The following is a 21,182-nucleotide window of genomic DNA, read 5'->3' as shown; positions in this document are numbered from 1 at the left end:
CAATCGCCCGGACAAGGGCGGAAGAGAGCTTTTGGGAGGAAGAATTGATGCTGTTCGACAAGAAGGTGCGCGCCCTGTTGCTGGCGGGCGCCGCCACCGCCCTTGTGCCCGTGGCCCCGGCCCAGACCGGCGACGGCCTGCTGGAAGAGATCGTGGTCACCGCCCGCAAGCGGGCCGAGAACCTGCAGGACACGCCCATCGCCATCACCGCCGTCACCGGCGCCGCCATCGAGGAAAAGGGCCTGACCAGCCTGTCGGAAATCAGCTACAGCACGCCGAACCTGGTGCTGAACGGCTCCGCCCCCCTGTCGGGCAACCCCGCCGCCGCCGTGGTGTTCCTGCGCGGCGTGGGGCAGATCGACTTCGCCATCCATACCGATCCCGGCGTCGGCATCTATGTCGACGGCGTCTATGTCGCGCGCAGCGTCGGCTCCGTGCTGGACCTGCTGGACCTGGAGCGCGTGGAGGTGCTGCGCGGGCCGCAGGGCACGCTGTTCGGCCGCAACACAATCGGCGGCGCCATCAGCCTGACCTCGCGCGGGCCGGGGGACGAACTGGGCGGCCAGGTCGCCGTGACCATGGGGTCGGACAAGCGGCGGGAGGCGCAATTCTCCCTGGACGTGCCCGTCAGTGAGACCGTATCCACCAAGTTCAGCGGTTTCACCCGGCAACGCGACGGCTATGTCAGGCGGTTGCAGACGGGCGAGAAGATGGGCGACGACGATGTGCTGGCCGGACGGTTCCAGTTGCGCTGGCAGGCCAGCGAGAACCTGACGGCGCTGGTCGCCGCCGACGTGACGCGGCGGCGGGAGAAATCCGCCCCCAACGTGGCGCTGGACCTGGACCCGGATGCCTTCCCGCTGGCCTTCCTCTACAATAACCGCATCGCCACCAACCCGATCTGCCAGACCGCCCCGGACACCAGCCGCGACTGTTTCGGCGCCGCATGGCAGACGGGTACCCCCTATGCCACCAACGGTACGCGGCAGACCAAGGCCGATGTCGATGTGTTCGGCACGTCCCTGACCCTGGATTGGGAGGGGGATGGCGTTTCGGTGAAGTCCATCACGGCCTATCGCGAGATGCAGGCCGTGTTCGGCCGCGACACCGACCACACGCCCTTCGACTATCTCTATAGCGCCAACGACCAGGAACAGGACCAGTTCAGCCAGGAATTCCAGGTGACGGGCCGGTCGTTCGATGATCGGTTGAAATGGCTGGTCGGCGCCTATTATTTCAAGGAAAGCGCCTTCGACGATTATATCAGCGCCGGCGCCGTCAATGGCAGCCGCGGACTGAACCATGTGCGCAACAGCAACTGGGCGCTGTTCACGGAAGCCACCTACGACCTGACGCCGGACCTGCACCTGACGGCGGGCCTGCGCTACACGGACGAGACCAAGAAGCTGCGCACCGACCAGTATGTGAATACCGGCATCCGGTCCCCCATCGGCACCATCATCGTCGCCGACAATAGCTGGCAGAGCCGCAGCTTCACCGAAGCCACGCCGCGTGTCACCCTGGCCTATGATGTCAGCAGCGCGCTGATGGCCTACGGCACCTACTCCGAAGGGTTCAAGAGCGGCGGGTTCAACGCGCGCTATTCCTCCCCCGTGGCCGCACCCGTTCCCTATGACCCGGAATTCGCCACGCTTTACGAGGCGGGTTTCAAATATGAAAGCCCGGCCCGCGACCTGCGCCTGAACCTGGCGGCCTTCCGCACCGACTATGACGATATCCAGGTCGATTTCAGCTATCCGGGCGTGCTGGGCACGCTGGTCGGCAATGCCGCCGCCGGCCGTATCGAAGGGGTGGAGGTGGAATTCACCTGGTATCCGCTGCCGGGCCTGCATCTGGATGGCAGCGTCAGCCACCTGGATGCCCGCTATACCGGCGTGGATGCCACGGTGCCGGGGATCGCGGACGGCAACCGCCTGCCGCTGGCACCCCGCTGGTCCACCAACCTGGGGGCTGCCTACAGCTTCGACCTGCCGGCCGGCGCGCTGCTGACCCCGCGCGTGGACTGGGCCTACCGGTCCAGTGCCGATTACGACGCCGTCAACACCCCCATCATCCGCCAGCGCGGCTATCACCTGCTGAATGCCAGCATCGCGTATGAGACGGGCGACGGGTCCTGGCGCGTGACGCTGGGCGGCCGAAACCTGACGGATGAGCGCTATCTGACCTCCGCCGGCTACAGCGATGCGGCCGGCGTGGCAGAAGGCGTCTACGCGCGGCCGCGCGAATGGTATCTGTCGGCACGGTACAGCTTCTGATGAAAGGGACACCGCCGATGCGGCCCGAACCGCTTTCCCCCGCGCAGCGCCGGACCTTCCTGCTCTGCTTCGTCGTTGCCATGCTGGACGGGTTCGACACGCTGGTGGTGGCCTTCATCGCGCCCGTGCTGGAACAGGACTGGGCGCTGGATCCGGCCCGGCTGGGCCTGCTGTTCGGGGCGGGTCTGCTGGGAGCCGCCCTAGGCGGGTTCATCGGGGGGCCGCTGGCCGACCGGTTCGGCCGGCGGCGCACCCTGCTGGGCTGCGTCGCTCTTTTCTCCGTCCTGACGCTGGTCTGCGCCGTGGCGCCGGATTTCACCACGCTGCTGGTGCTGCGGCTGCTGGCGGGGCTGGGGCTGGGCGGCGCCATCCCCAACATCACGGCGCTGACAGCGGAAAACGTGCCGGCGTCCCGCCGTTCATCCCTGGTCACCCGCATGTTCATCGGCTTTCCGCTGGGGGCGGTGGTCGGCGGCGGCATCTGCGCCCTGATGGTGCCGGAGGTGGGATGGCGTTCGGCCTTCTGGCTGGGCGGTGTGCTGCCGCTTGTGCTGCTGCCGGCACTGTGGCGCCACCTGCCGCGGTCACTGGCCGCGGCGGGCGCGGCGGCACCGGCAGGGGCAGGGGCCGCCATCGCCGGCCAGTTCCGCGATGGCCGGGCCGCGGCAACGCTGCTGCTGTGGCTGGGGGCGTTCGGCATCCTGCTGGTCAGCTATTTCCTGATCAACTGGACGCCGATGGCCCTGTCCGCCGCCGGCCTGCCCACGGGCTGGGCCGTGGCGGGGGGCGTCGTGCTTAATCTAGGCGGCGTCGTCGGGGCCCTGTCGATGAGCCTGATCATCGACCGTTTCGGCCCCTTCCGCTGCGTCGGGCTGGCGCTGGCGGCGGGCAGCCTGGCCGTGCTGGCCATGGGTCTGGCCGTGGATCACCCGGTCGTGCTGGCCCTGCTGGTGCCGCTGGTCGGCTTCATGGTGATCGGGGCGCAGTTGAACATCCCGTCCATGGCGGCCCAACTATTCCCGGCCGCCATGCGGGGCACGGGCGTGGGCTGGACCATGGCGGCCGGCCGGGCCGGGTCGATCCTGGGGCCCACGCTGGGCGGCGGCCTGATGGCCACGGGCATGCAATGGGGCGTTCTTTTCGCCCTTGTCGGCCTGTCGGCGGCCATCGCGGCGGCGGCCCTGTTTGTGGCCGGGCTGAAGCGGCCGGCGACAGCCTGACAAGGGCGGCACAGGCCATCAACGGACAGGCGCAGACCGGTCGCGGGGGAACCCGTACCGGTCCGCGCCTGTTACCCCTGGGTCCAAGCGCCGCGCCGGCTGCGCACCCATGTTGATGGCAGGAGATGATGCAAAGAGAGCTTCAAATCGCATTCAAGGGCCTGGACAGTTCCCCGGCACTGGAATCCCTCATCCGCGAGCGGGCCAGCCGCCTGGAAAGGCAATATCCGCGGCTGGTGGGCTGCCGGGTGGTGGTGGAGATCCCGCATCGCGGCTCCCGGTCGGCCAAGGTACCCATCGCCGTCTCGGTGGAAGCCGAGGTGCCGGGCCGCCCCGCCATCGTCGGCAAGGACCAGACGGAACGGCGGGAGGCGAAGGAGGATTACACCGCCGCCCTGAACAACGCCTTCCATGCCGTCGAACGCCAGCTCGACAAGCTGGCCGACATCCGCAACCAGGATGTGAAACCCCATGCGGCCGATGGCCGGAGCGGCATGGTGGTCCGCCTGTTCCCGGAGCAGGATTACGGCTTCATCGAAGCCGACGGGTCACCCGAACTGCATTTCACGCGCAGCGCCGTGGCCGGCGATGCGTTCGATGAACTGACGGTCGGCATGATCGTGCAGATCACGCCGGCAACCGACGAAGGACCGATGGGGCCACAGGCAAGCTCGGTGCGGTTGCTGGACCGCAGCATGACGCCGTCCTGACCGGCAGCACCGGCATGGGAAGTGGGCCTTGGCGCCAGTTTGCCAAGGCCCGACCCGCCTGTACCACCCCCTTCACCATTACGATATCCGCGCGCTGGCCGTGGCCCGGCACTTTGCCGCCCCGCCATAATCGGGGATAGTGGCTGTCCATGGGCAGTCAGCCAGCAAGGCGGGAAGGCACGTTTTGAGCGAAACCGACGCACCCGGGGCCCCCGCCCGGCCGCCACGCCGCCGCCGCCGGTCGCAGCAGGAGATCATCACCCGCATCCTGGCGGCCGCCCAGCAGCAGTTCAACGAACACGGCTATTCCGCTGCCACGACGAAGGAGATCGCACGGCAGGCGGACGTCTCCGAAACGCTGCTTTACCGGCATTTCAAAAGCAAGGCGGGCCTGTTCGACCAGGTCGTCTTTGATCCGTTCGACATCCTGGCCAGCCAGCTTCTGGGCGCGCGCGACAAGACCCGCGACTGGAACATCGACCCGGCGCAAGGCCGTGTGCTGCTGGAACGGATGCTGGGCTTTCTGGAACAGAACCGCACCTTGCTGTGCGACCTTGCCGTCAAGGGGCTGGCGGAAACCGCCGATGAGCGGGCGGAACAGCGGCTGGACGGCATGCGCCGCCATTACCGGATCGCGGCCAGCCAGGTGGAGGCCTTCCACCGCGCGCGCGGCCATGCCTGCCCCGTCGATCCCGACATCGCCGTGCGGCTGTCATTGGGCATGCTGCTGTCATCGGTGCTGTTCAGCGAATGGCTGTTTCCCGACGGCGCGCCGCCGCGCGACCGGCTGGTCGAGAATATCAGACTGATGATGGTTCGCGCCCTGGCGACGCGCGGGGCCGATCCGGATTGATCCCGACCTGCGGCTATGTAGTGATACTGCATAAGCCACAAGGACGGGGAGAAACCGATGTCCAGGCAACCGGATCATGTTCCGGCCGACCGCGTCGTGCATTTCGATATCTACGACGTGCCGGGCGCGGATGAGGATATCCAACTGGCCTATCGTGCCTTCCAGCAGGCGCATCCCGACATCTTCTGGACCCCGGCCAATGGCGGCCATTGGGTGGCGACGCGGGCCGACGATATCGAGGCCATCCAGCGCGACCATGAGAATTTCTCCCACCGGCGCATCACCATCCCGCCCATGCCGCCGGAATATCCGCGACAGATCCCGCTGGAGGTGGACCCGCCGGAACATGCCGCCTATCGCCGGCCGCTGACCCGCGCCCTGCTGCCCCGGGTGGTGAACGCACTGGAGACCAAGATCACCGGTCTGACCGTGCAACTGGTGGAGGCGCTGCTGCCGCGCGGCGAATGCGAATTCATCGAGGATTTCGCCAAGATCCTGCCCATCGCCGTCTTCCTGGACCTGGTCGACCTGCCGCGCGCGGACCGGGCCCTGTTGCTGCCGCTGGCCGAGGATGCGGTGCGGGGCACCAGCGTGGAGGCGCGCCATCGCGCCCATGCCGGCATCGCCGCCTATCTGATGCCCTGGATCGAGGCGCGACGCGCCCATCCGGGCGACGACCTGCTGTCGCAGATCGTCAATGCCGACATCAATGGCAAAAAGATCAGCCAGGCCGAGGCCGTGGCGTTTGCCTCCCTGGTGCTGTTCGGGGGGCTGGATACGGTGGCGTCGTCGCTGGGCTTCATCGCGCATTTCCTGGCCCGCAACCCGGACCATCGCCGGCAATTGCGCGAAGGGCTGGATGATCCCGCCTTCATGCAGGGCGCGATCGAGGAACTGCTGCGCCGGCACGGGGTTGCCAATACGGCGCGCACCGTCACCCGCGACATGGAATTCCGGGGCATGCAGTTGCGGGCCGGCGACATGATCCTGCCACCCAATCTTCTGTACGGGCTGGACGAGCGCAAGGTGCAGGACCCGCTGCGCGTGGATTTCACCCGCCCCTTCCCCGTGCCGCACGCCACCTTCGGCAACGGCCCCCATACCTGTCCCGGCGCCGTGCTGGCCCGGCGGGAGATCAGGGCCTTCCTGACCGAATGGCTGCGCCGCATCCCCGATTTCGCCGTCAGGCCCGGCACGAAGCCGCGCCTGGCGACGGGCATGGTGAACGGGGTGCTGAGCCTGGAACTGGTCTGGTGAGAACAAGTACATATCGGGAGGAAACCATGTCCATCGACCTGCCCCTGCTGGGCCGGCTGTTCGGCCTTGCCGGGCGCAATGCCATCGTGACCGGTGCGGCCACCGGCATCGGACGGCGCACAGCCGAACTGTTCGCCGCCGCCGGCGCCCATGTCGCGGCCCTGGACCTGAATATCGCCAAGGCGGAGGAATTCGCCGCCCGGGTCCGCGATGCCGGCGGCCAGGCCACGGCCATCGCCATGGACCAGGGCGATCCGGACAGCATCCGGGCGGCCTTCGAGCAGGTGGACGCCACGCTCCCCCGCATCGACGTGCTGCTGAATTGTGCGGCCATCTACCCGCGCTGCAATTTCGAAAAGGCGACGACCGCCTTCCTGGACCGCATGCATGCGGTCAATGTGCGCGGCGTCTTCCAATGCACGCAGGAAGCCGTGCGCCGCATGAAGGCGACGGGCGGCGGCTCCATCATCAGCATATCGTCGGTCACGGCGCTGCGGGCCGGCATCTACGACAACATCCAGTACGGCATGTCCAAGGCCGCGCTGAACGCGATGACGCAATCGCTGGCCCTGGAATATGCGGAGGCCGGCGTGCGCGTGAACGCGATCATGCCCGGCGGTATCGCGACCGAGGCGGCCATTGCCTCCACCCAGGTGGGCGACCCGTTGCGCGGCCCGTTCCTTCAGCCCGGCCGCGTGCCGCTGGGGGGTGAGAATGCCGAGCCGCAGGTCATCGCCAATGCCTGCCTGTTCCTGGCGTCCGATGCCTCCCGCTTCGTCACCGGCCAGTTGCTGGCGGTCGATGGCGGCTTCCTGATCAGTTGACACCCCCGCCCCCGAGGATTGCCATGGACACGCACGCCATCCCCCGCATCCGCGATTTCGACGATCCGGATTACGATCCGTTCAACGCCATGGGCACGCTGGGCGGCGAGTACCGTATCCGGGACTGCTATCCCGAACTGGCACGCCTGCGCCGCCTGTCGCCCGTGTTCGACGGCGATATCAGGGTGCATTTCGGCCTGGCCCCCGATCTGACGATGAAGCACCTGCGCCAGTTCGCCGTGCTGGGCCACGCCGAATGCGTTTCGGTCCTGTCGGATTCCCGGACCTTCTCCAACGAGATCTACAACAATAACCTGGGGGTCTATTTCGGCCGCTCGGTCACCACCATGGACGGCCAGGCCCATTTCGACAACCGCCGCCTGTTCCAGAAGGCGTTCAACCCGAAGATGGTGGAGGATTGGGGCCAGCAGATGATCCCCCGCATGATCCATCGCCTGATCGACGGGTTCGCGGGCGAGGGGAAGGCCGAACTGGTCAGCGGGTTCACGCTGCATTTCCCCTTCCATTTCATCCATGAACTGATGGCCCTGCCGGAAGAGGACCGGGCCATATTCCACAAGCTCGCCTTTGGCCAGATCGGCATCATCTTCGACCATGAGCATGGGATGGATGCCATCAACAAGCTGAAGGAATATCTGACGGCCATCGTCCATCACCGGCGCGCGCACCCCCTGTCGGACAGCGATCTGATCAGCAATCTGGCCCGGCTGTCCGGCCCCGGCGGGGAACTGGAGGATGACATCGTCATCGCCTTCTTCCGGCAATTGATGAATGCCGGCGGTGATACCTCCTATCACGGTTTCTCCAGCGTGCTGGCGGCCCTGCTGACCCATCCCGAGCAGTTGGAGGCCGTGCGGCGGGACCGGTCGCTGGTGCCGCAGGCGCTGGAGGAGGGGCTGCGCTGGAACGCACCCGTGCCCGGCATCTCCCGCACCCCGACGCGGGAGATCGAAATCGCCGGCACCCTCCTGCGGCCGGGAGACCATGTACTGGTCATGCTGGGGGCCGCGAACCGGGACGAGAACGCATTCCCCGATCCCGACCGGTTCGACATTTTCCGCAAGCCCACGGGCCACATGCCCTTCGGGCACGGCCGGCATATCTGCATCGGCCAGCATCTGGCGCGCATGGAAATGACCGTGGCGCTGAACGCACTGCTGGACCGGCTGCCGGGCCTGCGGGCCGACCCCGACCACCCGCCCCCGGAAGTCGTGGGCTTCGCGCTGCGCGGCCCGCACGAGGTGCATGTCCGCTTCGATCCGGCATGAGCAGGAGTAAAGACACGATGACCACCCCCACCCTGGACCACCCCGCCAACCGCGCCGTCCAGTCCCTGCTGGACCGGCTTGTCGCCGAGGGGCGGGAAATCGGCGTACAGGTCGCGGCCTATCTGGGCGACGATCTGGTCGTCGATTGCTGGAGCGGGCACCGCGACCAGAACGGCACAGCCGTGACCGCTGACACCCTGTTCAACGTCTTTTCCGTCTCCAAGGCACTGACGGCCACGGCCGTGCATATCCAGGCGGAGAACGGTCACCTGGACTATGATGCACCCGTCGCCCGCTACTGGCCGGAATTCGCGGCGGCGGGGAAGGAAAAGCTGACCGTCGCACAGGTGCTGACCCATTGTTCGGGCCTGATGCAGATGCCGGCCGACGTGACGGTGGCGCAGATGTGCGACTGGGATTGGATGACCGGCTGGCTGGCGGCCCAACCGCCGCTGTTCGCACCAGGCACGCAAAGCGGCTACCAGTCGATGAGCTTCGGCTGGATCCTGGGGGAACTGGTCCGCCGCACCGATGTGAGCCGCCGCCCCTTCGGTTCCTTCGTGCGGGAGGAAATCCTGCTGCCGCTGGGAGCGCCGGATTTCTGGCTGGGCATCCCGGCGTCGCAAGCCCACCGCGTCGCCACCCTGGACGGCAGCGCGGTGCAGGCGGCACCCGACGGCACGCTTTACCGCGTCACCTGCCCGATGCAGGTGGACCTGATGCCGGACCCCTTCTCTCGTGCGGGCGTGCAGCAGGCCTGCATTCCGGCCGTGGGCGGCATCTCCAACGCCCGCAGCCAGGCACGGCTGTTCGCCATGCTGGCCAATGGCGGCCGGTTCCAGGGAACCCGGCTGCTGTCGGCCGACCGCGTGGCCGGCTTCAGCACGAAGCGGCATGATTTCGGGCCCGATCCCGTCTTCTTCGGCATGGATGTGCCCATCGGGCTGGGCGGCTATTGGCTGGGTGGCGACAATCCCCCCATCTCCGCCCTGCGCAACCCGCGCGCCATCTGCCATCCCGGCATGGGCGGGTCGCTGGGCTGGGCCGATCCCGACCGCAGGCTGGCCGTCGCCTTCTGCCACAACCGCATGTTCGACGCCTATACGCCGGACCAGGACAGCCGCACCCTGGTGGGCGACGCCATCCGCGCCGCACTCGGCCTGTCCTGACCGCTGGGAGCATCCGCCTTGACCGCGACATTGCCCATGTTCGACTACATTATCGTCGGCGCCGGTTCGGCCGGCTGCGTGCTGGCCAACCGCCTGTCGGAACAGCCGGGCGTCTCCGTCCTGCTGATCGAGGCGGGGCCGCCCGACAGCAGCCCCCTGATCCACATGCCCAAGGGCTTCGGCAAGCTTCTGTCCGACCCGAGGCATGCCTGGTTCTTCCAGACCGAGGCCGGCGACGGCATTCCGTCGGAAACCTGGGTGCGCGGCAAGGTGCTGGGCGGGTCCAGCGCCATCAACGGCATGATGTATTTCCGCGGCCAGCCGGACGATTACGACGAATGGGCGTCCCTGGGCGCCACGGGCTGGGACTGGGCCGCCATGCGCGCCTGTTTCCGGGCCATGGAGAACCATGCATCGGGCGCCGATGGGGAACGCGGCACGGGGGGCCCGCTGAACGTGTCGGTACCGACCGAACTCGACCCGCTGTCGCTGGCCCTGATCGAAGCGGGGGTGGCCATGGGCATACCGCGCAGGGATGACCTGAACCGCCCGGACCAGACCGGCATCGGACCCGCCCCGCGCACCATCCATCGCGGCCGCCGGTCCAGCGCCGCGCAGGCCTTCCTGAAACCGGCGCGCAACCGGCCTAACCTGACCGTCGTGACGGGCACGACGGTGGAGAAGGTGCTATTCGAGGGAACACGTGCCACCGGCGTGGCCGGGCACGATGCCGGCGGGGAGCGCCGCTTCCTGGCCGGCCGGGAAGTCATCCTGTCGGCCGGCGCCCTGCACACGCCACGGCTTCTCCAGCTTTCCGGGGTGGGGCCGGCGGGCCTGCTGCGTGACCTGCATATCCCCGTGGTGGCCGACAATCCCCATGTCGGAGAGCATATGCTGGAACACCGGCTGCTGATGATGCAATACCGGATGCTGCGCCCCTTGAGCCAGAACCGGGATTTCAGCGGCTGGCGGCTGGTGGCCAATACGCTGAAATACCTGATGTTCCGGCGTGGCGTCATGGCGGCCGGCGCCTATCAGGCCGCCGCCTTCATCAATGCCGTCGACCGCGACGGCCGGCCCGACACCGAACTGCTGGCCGCCCCCTATTCGCTGGAGATCAATGCCAAGGGCGTCGGGTTCGAGAAGGCGCACGGCCTGCACCTGTTCGCCTATCCCCTGCGGCCGCGCAGCGAGGGCAGCCTGCGCATCCGATCCAGCGATCCCGCCATGCCGGCGGCCATCCGTCCCAACTATCTGGCCGATCCCTATGACCGGCAGGTGACGGTGGCCGGCTTCCGCTTCATCCGCGAATGGATGCGCCATCCGACCCTGGCCGGGCTGGTGGGCGACGAGACGGCCCCCGGCCCCGGTGTGCAGAGCGATGACGAGATCGTGGCGGCCTTCCGCGGCATGGGTCAGGCCGGCTACCATGCCTGCGGCACCTGCCGCATCGGCGACCCGTCGCGCGGCGTGGTCGATGCCCGGCTGCGCGTGCATGGCGTCGGCGGGCTGCGCGTCGTTGACGGGTCGGTGATGCCGACCATGGTCTCGGCCAACACCAACGGCCCCATCATGGCCATCGGCTGGCGGGCGGCGGACCTGATCCGGGAGGAAGGGCGGTAAAACACCGCCCCCTTCCCACCCTTCACAGCATCATCAGCCCGCCATCGGCATTGATGGTCTGGCCGGTGACATAGCGGCTGTCGTCACCGGCCAGAAACACGGCGACCGGTCCGATATCGGACACAGGGTCTCCGAAGCGGCCCAGCGCGATCTCCTTGCGGTAGATTTCCGCCTCCTGCGGATGTTCGTCCAGATACTTCACCGCGATGGGGCTGAGCGCCGCGGGGCAGATGACATTGACACGGATGCCGTGCGCACCCCATTCGCGGGCCGCCACGCGCGACAGGGCGCGCACGCCCTCCTTGGCGGCGGCATAGATGCCGAAGCCCGGACCGCCATGGATCCCCTCGCGCGAGCCGAGATTGATGATCGACCCGCCGCGTTCCTTCAGGTGCGGGAAGGCCGCCTGCATGTGGTAGAGCGTACCGATGGGGCCGCTCTCCAGCGTCAGGGCGATGGTGTCGTCGTCGATCTCCTCCAGCTTCTGGCCGGGGTGGGAACTCTGGGCATTGTTGACCAGCACATCCAGCCGGCCGAAACGGGCGATGGTGGCGGCCACGGTCCTTTGTGCATCGGCACGCCGGCGGACATCGGCCGCCACGCATTCCACCGCGGCACCACCCGCCCGCAGGGGCCCTGCAGCCGTTTCCAGCTTGGCTGCGTCGCGGCCCGTGATGACCAGCGATGCCCCGGCCGCCGCCAGGGCCGTGGCGATGCCCAGCCCGACCCCCTGGCCGCCGCCCGTCACGATGGCAACCCTGCCCGTCAATCCTGCCATTGCATCCTCTCCTGATGTTTCACGCCCTCAGCGCGGCAGGCCCAGCACCCGCTCGGCCAGCACGTTCTTCAGCACCTCGTTGGTGCCGCCGGAAATGGTCCAGGCATAGGACCAGAGATAGGCGTCGTAGCTGTCGTTGGTCTGGTTGCTGTCACCGGTCATGCGCGGCACCGCCACCTGCCCGTCCAGCCCGGCCCGGGCCAGCATGAAAGCCCAATGGTCGTGCAGCAGTTCCGAATAGAGCAGCTTCACATAGCTGGGCAGGGGCGAATTGCCCATGTGCGGATCGGCGATCACCTCCGCCATCATGCGGTCGATGACGGCGCGCACGGCCAGCAGCCGGCCGTAAAGCCGCATATAAGCACGGCGATGGGCGGTATCGGCCCACCAGGCGACCTTGCCCGCCCTCGCATCGGCAAGCAGCATGTCCATGCCGCACTGAAGCCGCGCCGCCAAATCCACGATGATCAGGCCGCGTTCGGCCGACAAGGTGGACTGGGCGATGCGCCAGCCGTCATTCTCCGCCCCGATCAGGTTTTCCGCCGGGATTTCGACATCATCCAGGAACAGTTCGCAGAATTCCGCCCCGCCATTGATCTGCGGGATGGGCCGCCGGGTGACGCCGGGGCTTTCCATGTCCAGGATGAAATAGGAGATGCCGGCCTGCTTCTTCGGCGCCTGCGGATCGGTTCGGGCCAGCAGCAGGCAATAGCGGGCATGCATGCCGTAGGAGGACCAGACCTTCTGGCCGTTGACGACATAGGCGCAGCGCCCGTCCGCCCCCTCCCGCCGTTCCGCCCGCATGCGCAGCGATGCCAGGTCGGACCCGGCACCGGGCTCGGAAAAGCCCTGGCACCACACCTCACCGCGGTCGCGCACGCCCGCCAGATAGCGGTCGCGCTGTTCGGCCGTGCCATGCGCGAACAGGGTGGCCGGCAGGTGGAACAGGGAGATGGTGAACATGTCCGGACGCGGAGCGTCGGCGCGGGCCAGTTCCTCGTTCAGGATCACGGCATGACGCAGCGACAGTTCCTCCCCGCCCCAGGCGCGCGGCCAGTGCGGCGTAGCCAGCCTGACGCGGCGCAGTTCATCGAACCACCAATGCTGGAAGGCGACGTAGTCGCTTTCGGGCGCCCCCACCAGCTTCGCCTTCCAGTCCGGGGACAGGACGGCGGCCAGCCATTCACGGATGGCAGCGCGGAAGGCCCCCTCGTCCTCCAGATGGTCCAGCGGCATGGGATGGGTTTTCATGCGGCACTCTCCGTCAACAGCGTGGCGGCACGGTCCAGTGCCGCATCCTCCCCGCCGAACAGCAGGCGGTTCAGCCAGGCGCGCTTCAGGTAATGGTGGCATTCATGTTCCCAGGTGAACCCGATGCCGCCGTGAAGCTGGACCGCATCGTCGGCGATGGTCACATAGGCGTCGGCGGCCTGCGCGCGGGCCAGGTGGGCCAGGCCCAGGGACCGCGCGCCACCATCTTCCCCCGCCACCTGTACCGCCATGGCCACCAGGGCACGGGCGGATTCCAGGCGCAGCTTGTGGTTCGCCACCCGGTGCTTCAGGGCCTGGAAACCACCGATGGGCTGGCCGAACTGCGTGCGGATCTTCAGATATTCGATGGTCTTGTCCAGAATGGCTTCCGCCCCGCCGATACTGTCGCAGGCCACCGCCAGCGCCGCGTGCCGGCACAAGGCCGACCCATCCACGGGCACCGCCAGCACCGGTGCCTCATGCAGGTCCAGGACCGCCATGCCGCGCGTGCGGTCGACGGCGGGGGTCGGCGTAACCGTCACCCCGGCCGCCTGGCGCGGCAGTAGCAGATGGCGCCCATCCGTGGTGGCCAGCAGATAGAGGCCGGCGGCATCGCCATGCAGCACATGGGGCACCCGCGCCGTGATCCGGTCGCCCGGCGGGAGGTCCAGATCGAGCGCCAGGGTGGCGAACATCTCCCCCGATGCCAGCAGGGGCAGCCACTGCGCCCGCACCGCGTCCGGGGCGCCCTTCAGCGCGTCAGCCACCAGCAGCGTGGATGGCAATGGAAGGCAGGCGGGACCGCGCCCCAGTTCCTCATACAGCACGGCCAGCGCCGGCAAGCCCAGCCCCAGCCCGCCATCCGCCTCCGCAATGCCCAGCCCGGCCCAGCCCAGGCCCGCCACGGTGGCGGCCAGCGCCGCGTCGAACGCGCCCCCGTCATGTACATGGCGGCGTACCCGCCCGGCATCGGTCTCCGCATCCAGCACCGCGCGGAACTCCTGCCGCAACTCGGCCAGATCGATCGCGTCGCTCATCCCCGCCTCTCCCCCACCTGTCAGGCCAGCGCCAGTCCCATGGACACGAAGCGCCGCCGCTGTTCCCCGGCATCGCCCAGCCAGGCCGACAGGGTCAAGGCCCGCTTCACATAAAGGCCCAGGTCGTGTTCCTCGGTAAAGCCGATGGCGCCGTGAAGCTGGATGGCCTCACGCGCGATGCGGCTGGCGGCCTCCGAACAACGGCCCTTGGCGCGCAGGGCGGCGAGTGGCAGCGCCGCCGGGTCACCCGCCCGCGACAGGCCGAAGCCCAACGCCGCCACGGCGCGTTCCTTCTCGATGTAAAGATCGACGGCCTTGTGCTGCAGGGCCTGGAAACTGCCGATCAACTGGTCGTACTGCCGGCGGATGCCCAGATATTCGATGGTCATGGCCAGCATATGCTCGGCCAGGCCCAGCAGGGCAGCGGCCGCCACGATCCGCGTCTCGTCCAGGGCGCGGGCGATGGCGGCCGCTGCCGCCCGTGGCGGGACCAGCAGCGCATCGTCCGGCACGGCCACGTCAGCCAGCACCACCTGCCCCAGCGGGCTGTCATCCGCCCGCCAATGCCAGGAAAGTGCGACGCCGGCGGCCTCCACCGGCAGGACGAACAGCCCATGGCCCTTGTCCAGCCGGGCCGGCACCAGAAGATGCGTGGCGCCGGCCGCCCCGGCCACGGACAGGGCCCGGCCGGTCAGGCGGAACCCCTCCCCTTCATCGGCGGCCGTCACGACGGGCAGTCCTGCATCGAAATCCAGCGCCAGCGCGGGTCGGACAGCGCCCGACACCAGCCCTTCCAGCAAGGCCGCCCGCGCCGGGCCGGCCGGGGCATGCACCAGCACGCGCGCCGCCAGAACGGCACGGGACAGCAGCGGCTCGGCCATCAGCCCCTTTTCCAGCTCGCGCAGCAGGCCGGCCATCTCGGCCAGGCCCAGGCCGATGCCCCCATCGGCTTCCGGCACCAGCACGCCGTACCAGCCCAGTTCGGCGAAGGTGCCGGCCAGATGCGCATCATATCCGGGCAGGGTGCGGCGCAGGCGGCGGGTGCGCTGGTGGTCCCCATGGTCGGCGACCAGCCGCACCGCACCGTCGCGCAGTTCGGCGACCATGCCCTCGTCGGCGGAAATCCGGTTCATCGCGTCCCTCACGATGGCAGGCCAAGCACGCGCTTGGCCAGGATGTTGCGGTGGACCTGCACCGTGCCGCCATAGATCATGGGTGCGCGGGCCGTCAGGTAATCGCGCAGCAGGTCGGGCGTGCCGTCGGTGAACGGCACCTCGCCCCCCAGCCCGCCGCGTTCGCCCGCGACCTCCAGCGTCAGTTCGGTGATGCGGGCATAGGTCTCCGTCGCCACGATCTTCAGGGTCGACACCTCGAACCCGAAGGAGTGGCCGGCGCGGATCTCCTGGGCCAGCCTTTCATACATCTCGGCATTGTCGGCCAGATCAATCTGCAATTGCGCGATGCGGTCCAGCGTGACCGGATCGCGGTCGCGCCCCGCCAGCTTCGCCACGCGCACCAGCCGGTCCATGGCTTGTCGGCCCATATGCGGCGACCCGGCCCAGACCCGCTCGAACCCCAGCAGGGACTGCGCGACTTTCCAGCCATTGTTCAGCCCGCCGACCAGATTGGCCACAGGCGCGCGGACATCATCCAGGAACACCTCGGCGAATTCCGCGTCGCCATTGATGGTGACGATGGGTTTCACCGTCACGCCGGGCTGGCGCATGTCGACCAGGATGAAGCTGATGCCCGCCTGCTTGCGCACGCTCTTGTCGGTACGGGCCAGGACGAAGATGTGGTTGGCATCGACGGCACCGGAGGTCCAGATCTTGTGGCCGTTGATGATGAACGCATCACCCTCGATCCGCGCCTCGGTGCGCAGGGCTGCCAGGTCCGACCCGGCCCCCGGCTCGGAGAAACCCTGGCACCACAGATGCTCGGCCGAGATGATCTTTGGCAGGTAATGCGCAACCTGTTCGGGCGTGCCATGGGCCAGCAGCACGGGCCCGACATTCAGCACGCCTTGTTCCATCACCCGGGAAATACCGGCGCGCGCCCATTCCTCCAGATAGATCAGGTGCTTGGCCTGCTTCAGCCCCATGCCGCCATGCGCCACGGGCCAGCCGGGCGCCAGCCAGCCATGCGCGGCCATGGCCCGGTACCAGCCCTGGGACTGTTCCCAGCGCACATGTTCCTCCCCGCGCCGGATATGGGCGGGGCAGTGGGTTTCGATGAAATCACGGGCCGCGGCGCGGAACGCCTCGTCGGACAGCGCATTCCAATCCTGCATCTTCACCTCTCCTTGGACCCGCGCCTATACGCCCATCAGGGCCAGCACTTCCCTGCGGCTTTTCTCATCGTCGCGGAACACGCCCATCATGCGGCTGGTCTTCATGGTGACGCCCGGCGTATTGACGCCGCGCGCCGTCATGCAGCCGTGCGTCGCCTCGATCACTACGGCCACGCCCAGCGGCTTCAGATGCTCCCAGATGCAGTCCGCCACCTCCGCCGTCAGCCGTTCCTGCACCTGCAGGCGGCGGGCGAAGGCATGCAGCACGCGGGCCAGCTTGGAGATGCCCACCACATGTCTGTCGGGAAGGTAGGCGATGTGCGCCTGGCCCGTGATCGGGGCCATGTGGTGCTCGCAATGCGACTGGAACGGAATATCCTTCAGCAGCACGATCTCGTCATAACCGCCGACCTCGTGGAATATCCGCGACAGATGGAAGGCGGGGTCGTCGGCATAGCCGCGGCAATATTCCCTCCACGCCTTGGCCACGCGGCGCGGTGTATCGGCCAGCCCCTCGCGGCCGGGATCGTCCCCGGCCCAGCGGATCAGGCGGCGGATGGCATCCTGGATGTCGTCCGGGATATCGGCACCGGCGTTTGGTGATGTCGTCATGGTCCTGGCATCGGGTTCAGGGCGTCTCTGTTCCGGCATCATAGGAAGCCCCGTCCCATCGCCGCCAGCGATGCCGCCGCCCGGGGCCGAATGGATCATGCTTCTGATCCTTGGCCCCCCGCCGCACCGGCCCCTCACCCCTGGCGCCGGCCGCCGCAGACCTCCGTGTCCGTGCCCGTGATCATGGCGGCATCGTCGCTGAGCAGGAACAGGACGGTGGCGGCCACCTCCTCCGGCGTCACGGCCCGGCCGATCAGTTGCGCGCCCGAGGCGACGGTCACCTGCTGTTCGGGCGTCAACATACGGGCAACCACGGGTGTGGCGACCAGCCCCGGCGACACGCTGTTGACGCGGATGCCCCTGGCGGCATGGCTGTGCGCGGCATAGGCGGTCAGGTGGACGACCCCGGCCTTGGCCGCGCAATAGGCGGGCGACGCCACGGGCGTGACGATCCGGCCCGACATGGACGCGGTGTTGACGATCGCGCCGCCACCGCGCGCCGCCATGACGGGCAGTTCATGCTTCATGCACAGGAAGGTGGAGGTCAGCGACACGGCCAGGGTCCAGTCCCAATCCTCCCGCGACATGTCCTCCATCCCGCCATGCCGCGACAGGCCGACATTGTTGAAGGCATGGGCCAGCGGCCCATGGGCGGCCACTGCCGCCGCAATCAGGGCCGCGATGTCACCCTCCGCCGTGGCGTCAGTGCGCTGGAAAAGGGCCTGCCCGCCCGATGCGGTGATTTCCGCCACCACGGCCCGCCCGCCTTCCGCGTCCAGGTCACCGATGGTCACCAGCGCCCCTTCCCGCGCCAGGGCCAGGGCTGCGGCACGGCCGATGCCGGACGCGCCGCCCGTCACCAGCACGGATCGGCCCGCGAAACGCTGTCCGCCGGTCATTTCATCCCCCCTTCCACAGGCAGGCCGGTCAGGCCCGTCACGTCCACGCCCTGCCAGAAATCCGTCCAGCCGGGAAAATCCCCCGGCAGGCGGGGCGGCAGGTCCCGGCCCGGCCAATCGTTGAAGGGCGCCGTCGGCCGCTTGGCCCAGTCACTGGCATACCAATGCTTTTCCCGGCGCCGCACGAAGAACCATTCGCCGTCCACCCGGGCATATTCATCGAAATAGAGGATGGCCATGGTGATCCAGCGCCCGGCCTCCTCATGCTCCGCCCGGCAATAGACCGCGCCGGTCGCCCGGTCGGGGCCGTCGAAATCCAGCTTTTGCCCGCAGATCAGATGGACGGAACGGTAGAAGCCGCGCAGCAGCGGGGTGATGATGGATTTCAGCACGTCGCGCCCCCGGCCATACCGGCCGCAATCGACATCGGGCACGAAAAGGCCGGTCCAGGCGTCGATATCGCGACCATCCACGGCCAGGGCATAGCGCACGGGCAATTGCTGGATGGCCAGATGCGATTCCATCCGGTCCAGGCGCTGTTCAAGGGTCGGTTCCGTCGCGGTCATCAGGTCAGCCTTTGCAGGTTGGCGGGGTCGAACGGCAGGAATGGCTGCCCCGTCCGGACCCGTTCCAGCCAGCACGGATCGTTCAGCAGGGACCGGCCGACCGCGATCAGGTCGAACTCTCCCGCCCGCATCCTTGCCAGCACGCGGTCCAGATTGTTGGTGGCGGTCTGGCTGTCGTCGATATGGCGCGCAGGACCGCGCGCCTTGTCCAGCCCGACACCACCGACGGCCATCGACGGCACCCCCGTCAGAAGACGCATCCACCCCGCCAGGTTCAGGGCGGAGCCATCGAAGACCGGCGTATCGAAATAGCGCTGGCTGCCATCGAACAGATCCACGCCGGCATCGGCCAGCGGACGCAGCAAACGGCCCAGATCGTCCGGGTTGTCGGCCAGTACCGCCCGGTAATCCTGCATCTTGAACTGCGAGAGGCGCAGGCAGATGGGCATATCCGGCCCCACGGCGGCGCGCACGGCGCGTACCACGGCCGCCCCGAAGGCCGCCCGCCGTTCCGCGTCCCCACCCCAGCCATCATCCCGCCGGTTGGTGAAGGACCACAGGAAACTGTCGATCAGATAGCCGTGCGCGCCATGGATGGCGATGCCGTCGAAGCCCAGCCGCTTGGCCGCGCCCGCCGCCCGGCCATAGGCGTCGATGACATCCTGGATGTCGCCGTCACCGGCCGGCAGCGTGACGGGCAGCGCGGCCGCCTTGGCCTCGGCGGGGATGGAGATGGTGCCGTCCGCCGGACCCCAGATGCCCGACGGGCGCAGCGACGGCGTGCGCACCCCCAGCCGGGTACTTTCCACATTCCACATCGGCCCCTGGTGCCAGAGCTGCGGCCAGATGCGGCCGCCGGCAGCATGCACCGCCGTCACCACGCCGGACCAGCCGGCCAGCGCATCGGCCCCGAACAGGCGCGGGGCGGCCGGATGGTCCACGGAAAGCGGATGGTCGATCGCCACACCTTCCGTCACGACCAGCCCCACGCCATGGGCGGCACGGCGGGCATAATAGCCGACCACGTCCGGCCCCGGCACCCCGTCCGGACTGGCATAGCGCGACATGGGCGACATCACCACGCGGTTGGGCAGTTCCAGCCCGCGCAGCCGCATCGGGCGCAGCAAGGGTTCGATATCCACCGGCGGGCCTCCCACCCCGTCAAATCCGGCCCACCATCAAGACAGCGGCGGGCCAGGACAAGCGGGCCCCGGACAGCCATCGCACACGTGATGTTATCGGCCGGGGGGCTGAACAGGCGCCCCGGCCATGCGCTAATCAGCCGGCAGGCCTCAATGGAACCGGAACGATTGAAGATGAGACGCGCCGTCATCGCGACCCCGCTGCGCACGCCCGTGGGCAAGTTCCTGGGGCGGCTGCAGGATATGCCGGCGGAGGCCCTGGCCGCCCATATCGTCAAGGCCGTCATCGACCGGTCCGGCATCGATCCCGCCGCCCTGGACGAAGTGGTCTTCGCCCAGAGCTATGCCAACAGCGAGGCCCCCTGCATCGGCCGCTGGGCGGCGCTGGCCGCCGGGCTGCCGGTCGAGGTGGCGGGCATCCAGGTGGACCGCCGCTGCGGTGGCGGCCTGCTGTCCATCGCCACCGCCGTGATGATGGTGGAAACGGGCGCCGCCGATGTCGTGCTGGCCGGCGGCGTGGAAAGCATGAGCAATATCGAATATTACAGCACCAGCATGCGCAAGGGCGCACGGTCCGGCACCGTGTCCTTTTACGACCGGCTGGACCGGGGCCGCGAACGGTCGCAGCCGGTTGAACGGTTCGGCCCCATCTCCGGCCTGATCGAAACGGCGGAGAATTTGGCAAGGCGTGACGGCATCGGACGGGAAGCGGCCGACGCCTATGCCGCGCGCAGCCAGAGCCGCGCAGCCGCCGCTTGGGAAGCCGGCCTGTTCGCGGATGAGATCGCGCCCGTGCCCGTGCCCGGCCGCAAGGGCGCCATCGACCTGTTCGACCGGGATGAGGGCGTGCGCGGCGATACAAGCCCCGAAAGCCTGTCCGCCCTGCGCCCCATCATGAAGGGCGGCACCGTCACCGCCGGCAATGCCGCCCAGCAGAACGACGCCGCCGCCGCCTGTCTGGTGGTGGCGGAGGATCGCGCCGCGGCCCTGGGGTTGGTGCCCGTGGCGCGCCTGGCCGGCTGGGCATCGGCCGGCTGCGATCCGGCCATCATGGGCATCGGCCCCGTGCCGGCTGTGGCCAGGCTGTTCGCCCGCACGGGCCTTTCCTGGGACGATATGGACCTGGTGGAACTGAACGAGGCCTTCGCCGTACAGGTGCTGGCCGTGCTGAAGGGCTGGGGCTGGGACGACCCGTCGCGCCTGAATGTCAATGGGTCGGGGATTTCCCTGGGCCATCCGATCGGCGCCACGGGCGTGCGCATCATGGTCTCGCTGCTGCACGAGATGCAGCGGCGACGGGCCCGTTATGGGCTGGAAACCATGTGCGTCGGCGGCGGCCAGGGCGTGGCGGCCATCTTCGAGCGGCTGTGAGGAGGGGGAACGGAC

At 68.4% G+C, this 21,182-nt stretch carries 19 protein-coding genes; 10 read left to right on the top strand and 9 right to left on the bottom strand.

Features of this window, described 5'->3' with window-relative positions:
• Positions 1–47 precede the first annotated feature (47 nt).
• The 9 genes from ABC728_RS02310 (at position 48) to ABC728_RS02270 (ending at position 11,221) form a co-directional block, all read left to right on the top strand.
• The gene (locus ABC728_RS02310; RefSeq protein WP_416619802.1) at positions 48–2,276 is read left to right on the top strand and encodes a TonB-dependent receptor; all 2,229 of its coding nucleotides are present in this window, start codon (positions 48–50) and stop codon (positions 2,274–2,276) included.
• A 17-nt stretch (positions 2,277–2,293) separates the two neighbouring features.
• Entirely contained in the window at positions 2,294–3,496 is a 1,203-nt protein-coding gene (locus ABC728_RS02305; RefSeq protein ID WP_416619801.1) for an MFS transporter, read from the top strand.
• A 125-nt stretch (positions 3,497–3,621) separates the two neighbouring features.
• A complete protein-coding gene (locus tag ABC728_RS02300; protein WP_416619800.1) occupies positions 3,622–4,206 on the top strand; it encodes an HPF/RaiA family ribosome-associated protein in 585 nt (194 codons plus the stop codon).
• A 184-nt stretch (positions 4,207–4,390) separates the two neighbouring features.
• Complete coding sequence (locus tag ABC728_RS02295) at positions 4,391–5,059, top strand: TetR/AcrR family transcriptional regulator (protein WP_416619799.1); 669 nt, start codon at positions 4,391–4,393, stop codon at positions 5,057–5,059.
• Between the two features lie 57 nt (positions 5,060–5,116).
• Entirely contained in the window at positions 5,117–6,316 is a 1,200-nt protein-coding gene (locus tag ABC728_RS02290; RefSeq protein WP_416619798.1) for a cytochrome P450, read from the top strand.
• A gap of 26 nt (positions 6,317–6,342) precedes the next feature.
• Positions 6,343–7,140, top strand: coding sequence for an SDR family NAD(P)-dependent oxidoreductase (locus tag ABC728_RS02285; protein ID WP_416619797.1), 798 nt, complete (start codon positions 6,343–6,345; stop codon positions 7,138–7,140).
• A gap of 23 nt (positions 7,141–7,163) precedes the next feature.
• Positions 7,164–8,429: a cytochrome P450 gene (locus ABC728_RS02280; RefSeq protein WP_416619796.1), complete on the top strand. Its 1,266-nt coding sequence runs from the start codon at positions 7,164–7,166 to the stop codon at positions 8,427–8,429.
• Between the two features lie 17 nt (positions 8,430–8,446).
• Positions 8,447–9,598, top strand: coding sequence for a serine hydrolase domain-containing protein (locus ABC728_RS02275; protein ID WP_416619795.1), 1,152 nt, complete (start codon positions 8,447–8,449; stop codon positions 9,596–9,598).
• A 36-nt stretch (positions 9,599–9,634) separates the two neighbouring features.
• The gene (locus ABC728_RS02270) at positions 9,635–11,221 is read left to right on the top strand and encodes a GMC family oxidoreductase (RefSeq protein WP_445376320.1); all 1,587 of its coding nucleotides are present in this window, start codon (positions 9,635–9,637) and stop codon (positions 11,219–11,221) included.
• A gap of 22 nt (positions 11,222–11,243) precedes the next feature.
• Here the strand turns inward: ABC728_RS02270 and ABC728_RS02265 are convergent, their stop codons facing one another.
• From ABC728_RS02265 to ABC728_RS02225, 9 genes are all read right to left on the bottom strand, one after another.
• On the bottom strand, positions 11,244–11,999 hold the full coding sequence (locus tag ABC728_RS02265; protein ID WP_416619793.1) for an SDR family NAD(P)-dependent oxidoreductase: 756 nt from the start codon (positions 11,997–11,999) through the stop codon (positions 11,244–11,246).
• Positions 12,000–12,026: 27 nt separating this feature from the next.
• Positions 12,027–13,250, bottom strand: a complete 1,224-nt coding sequence (locus tag ABC728_RS02260; protein ID WP_416619792.1) for an acyl-CoA dehydrogenase family protein — start codon at positions 13,248–13,250, stop codon at positions 12,027–12,029.
• Positions 13,247–14,287, bottom strand: coding sequence for an acyl-CoA dehydrogenase family protein (locus ABC728_RS02255; RefSeq protein WP_416619791.1), 1,041 nt, complete (start codon positions 14,285–14,287; stop codon positions 13,247–13,249). The genes ABC728_RS02260 and ABC728_RS02255 overlap by 4 nt, the downstream gene beginning before the upstream one ends.
• Before the next feature lie 20 nt (positions 14,288–14,307).
• A complete protein-coding gene (locus tag ABC728_RS02250; protein ID WP_416619790.1) occupies positions 14,308–15,420 on the bottom strand; it encodes an acyl-CoA dehydrogenase family protein in 1,113 nt (370 codons plus the stop codon).
• Between the two features lie 8 nt (positions 15,421–15,428).
• Entirely contained in the window at positions 15,429–16,577 is a 1,149-nt protein-coding gene (locus ABC728_RS02245; RefSeq protein ID WP_416619789.1) for an acyl-CoA dehydrogenase family protein, read from the bottom strand.
• 24 nt (positions 16,578–16,601) lie between these two features.
• A complete protein-coding gene (gene folE, locus ABC728_RS02240) occupies positions 16,602–17,189 on the bottom strand; it encodes a GTP cyclohydrolase I FolE (protein ID WP_416619788.1) in 588 nt (195 codons plus the stop codon).
• Positions 17,190–17,323: 134 nt separating this feature from the next.
• Positions 17,324–18,088: an SDR family NAD(P)-dependent oxidoreductase gene (locus ABC728_RS02235; protein ID WP_416619787.1), complete on the bottom strand. Its 765-nt coding sequence runs from the start codon at positions 18,086–18,088 to the stop codon at positions 17,324–17,326.
• Positions 18,085–18,654 (bottom strand): nuclear transport factor 2 family protein, encoded by a 570-nt coding sequence (locus ABC728_RS02230; RefSeq protein WP_416619786.1) that lies wholly within the window; start codon positions 18,652–18,654, stop codon positions 18,085–18,087. The genes ABC728_RS02235 and ABC728_RS02230 overlap by 4 nt, the downstream gene beginning before the upstream one ends.
• Positions 18,654–19,769, bottom strand: a complete 1,116-nt coding sequence (locus tag ABC728_RS02225) for an oxidoreductase (protein ID WP_445376319.1) — start codon at positions 19,767–19,769, stop codon at positions 18,654–18,656. The genes ABC728_RS02230 and ABC728_RS02225 overlap by 1 nt, the downstream gene beginning before the upstream one ends.
• A gap of 201 nt (positions 19,770–19,970) precedes the next feature.
• Between ABC728_RS02225 and ABC728_RS02220 the strand changes: the two genes are divergently transcribed.
• Complete coding sequence (locus ABC728_RS02220) at positions 19,971–21,167, top strand: acetyl-CoA C-acetyltransferase (protein ID WP_416619784.1); 1,197 nt, start codon at positions 19,971–19,973, stop codon at positions 21,165–21,167.
• Positions 21,168–21,182: the final 15 nt, after the last annotated feature.

Source organism: Niveispirillum fermenti (genome assembly GCF_052474395.1).
This window is presented reverse-complemented; position numbering and strand designations above follow the sequence as displayed.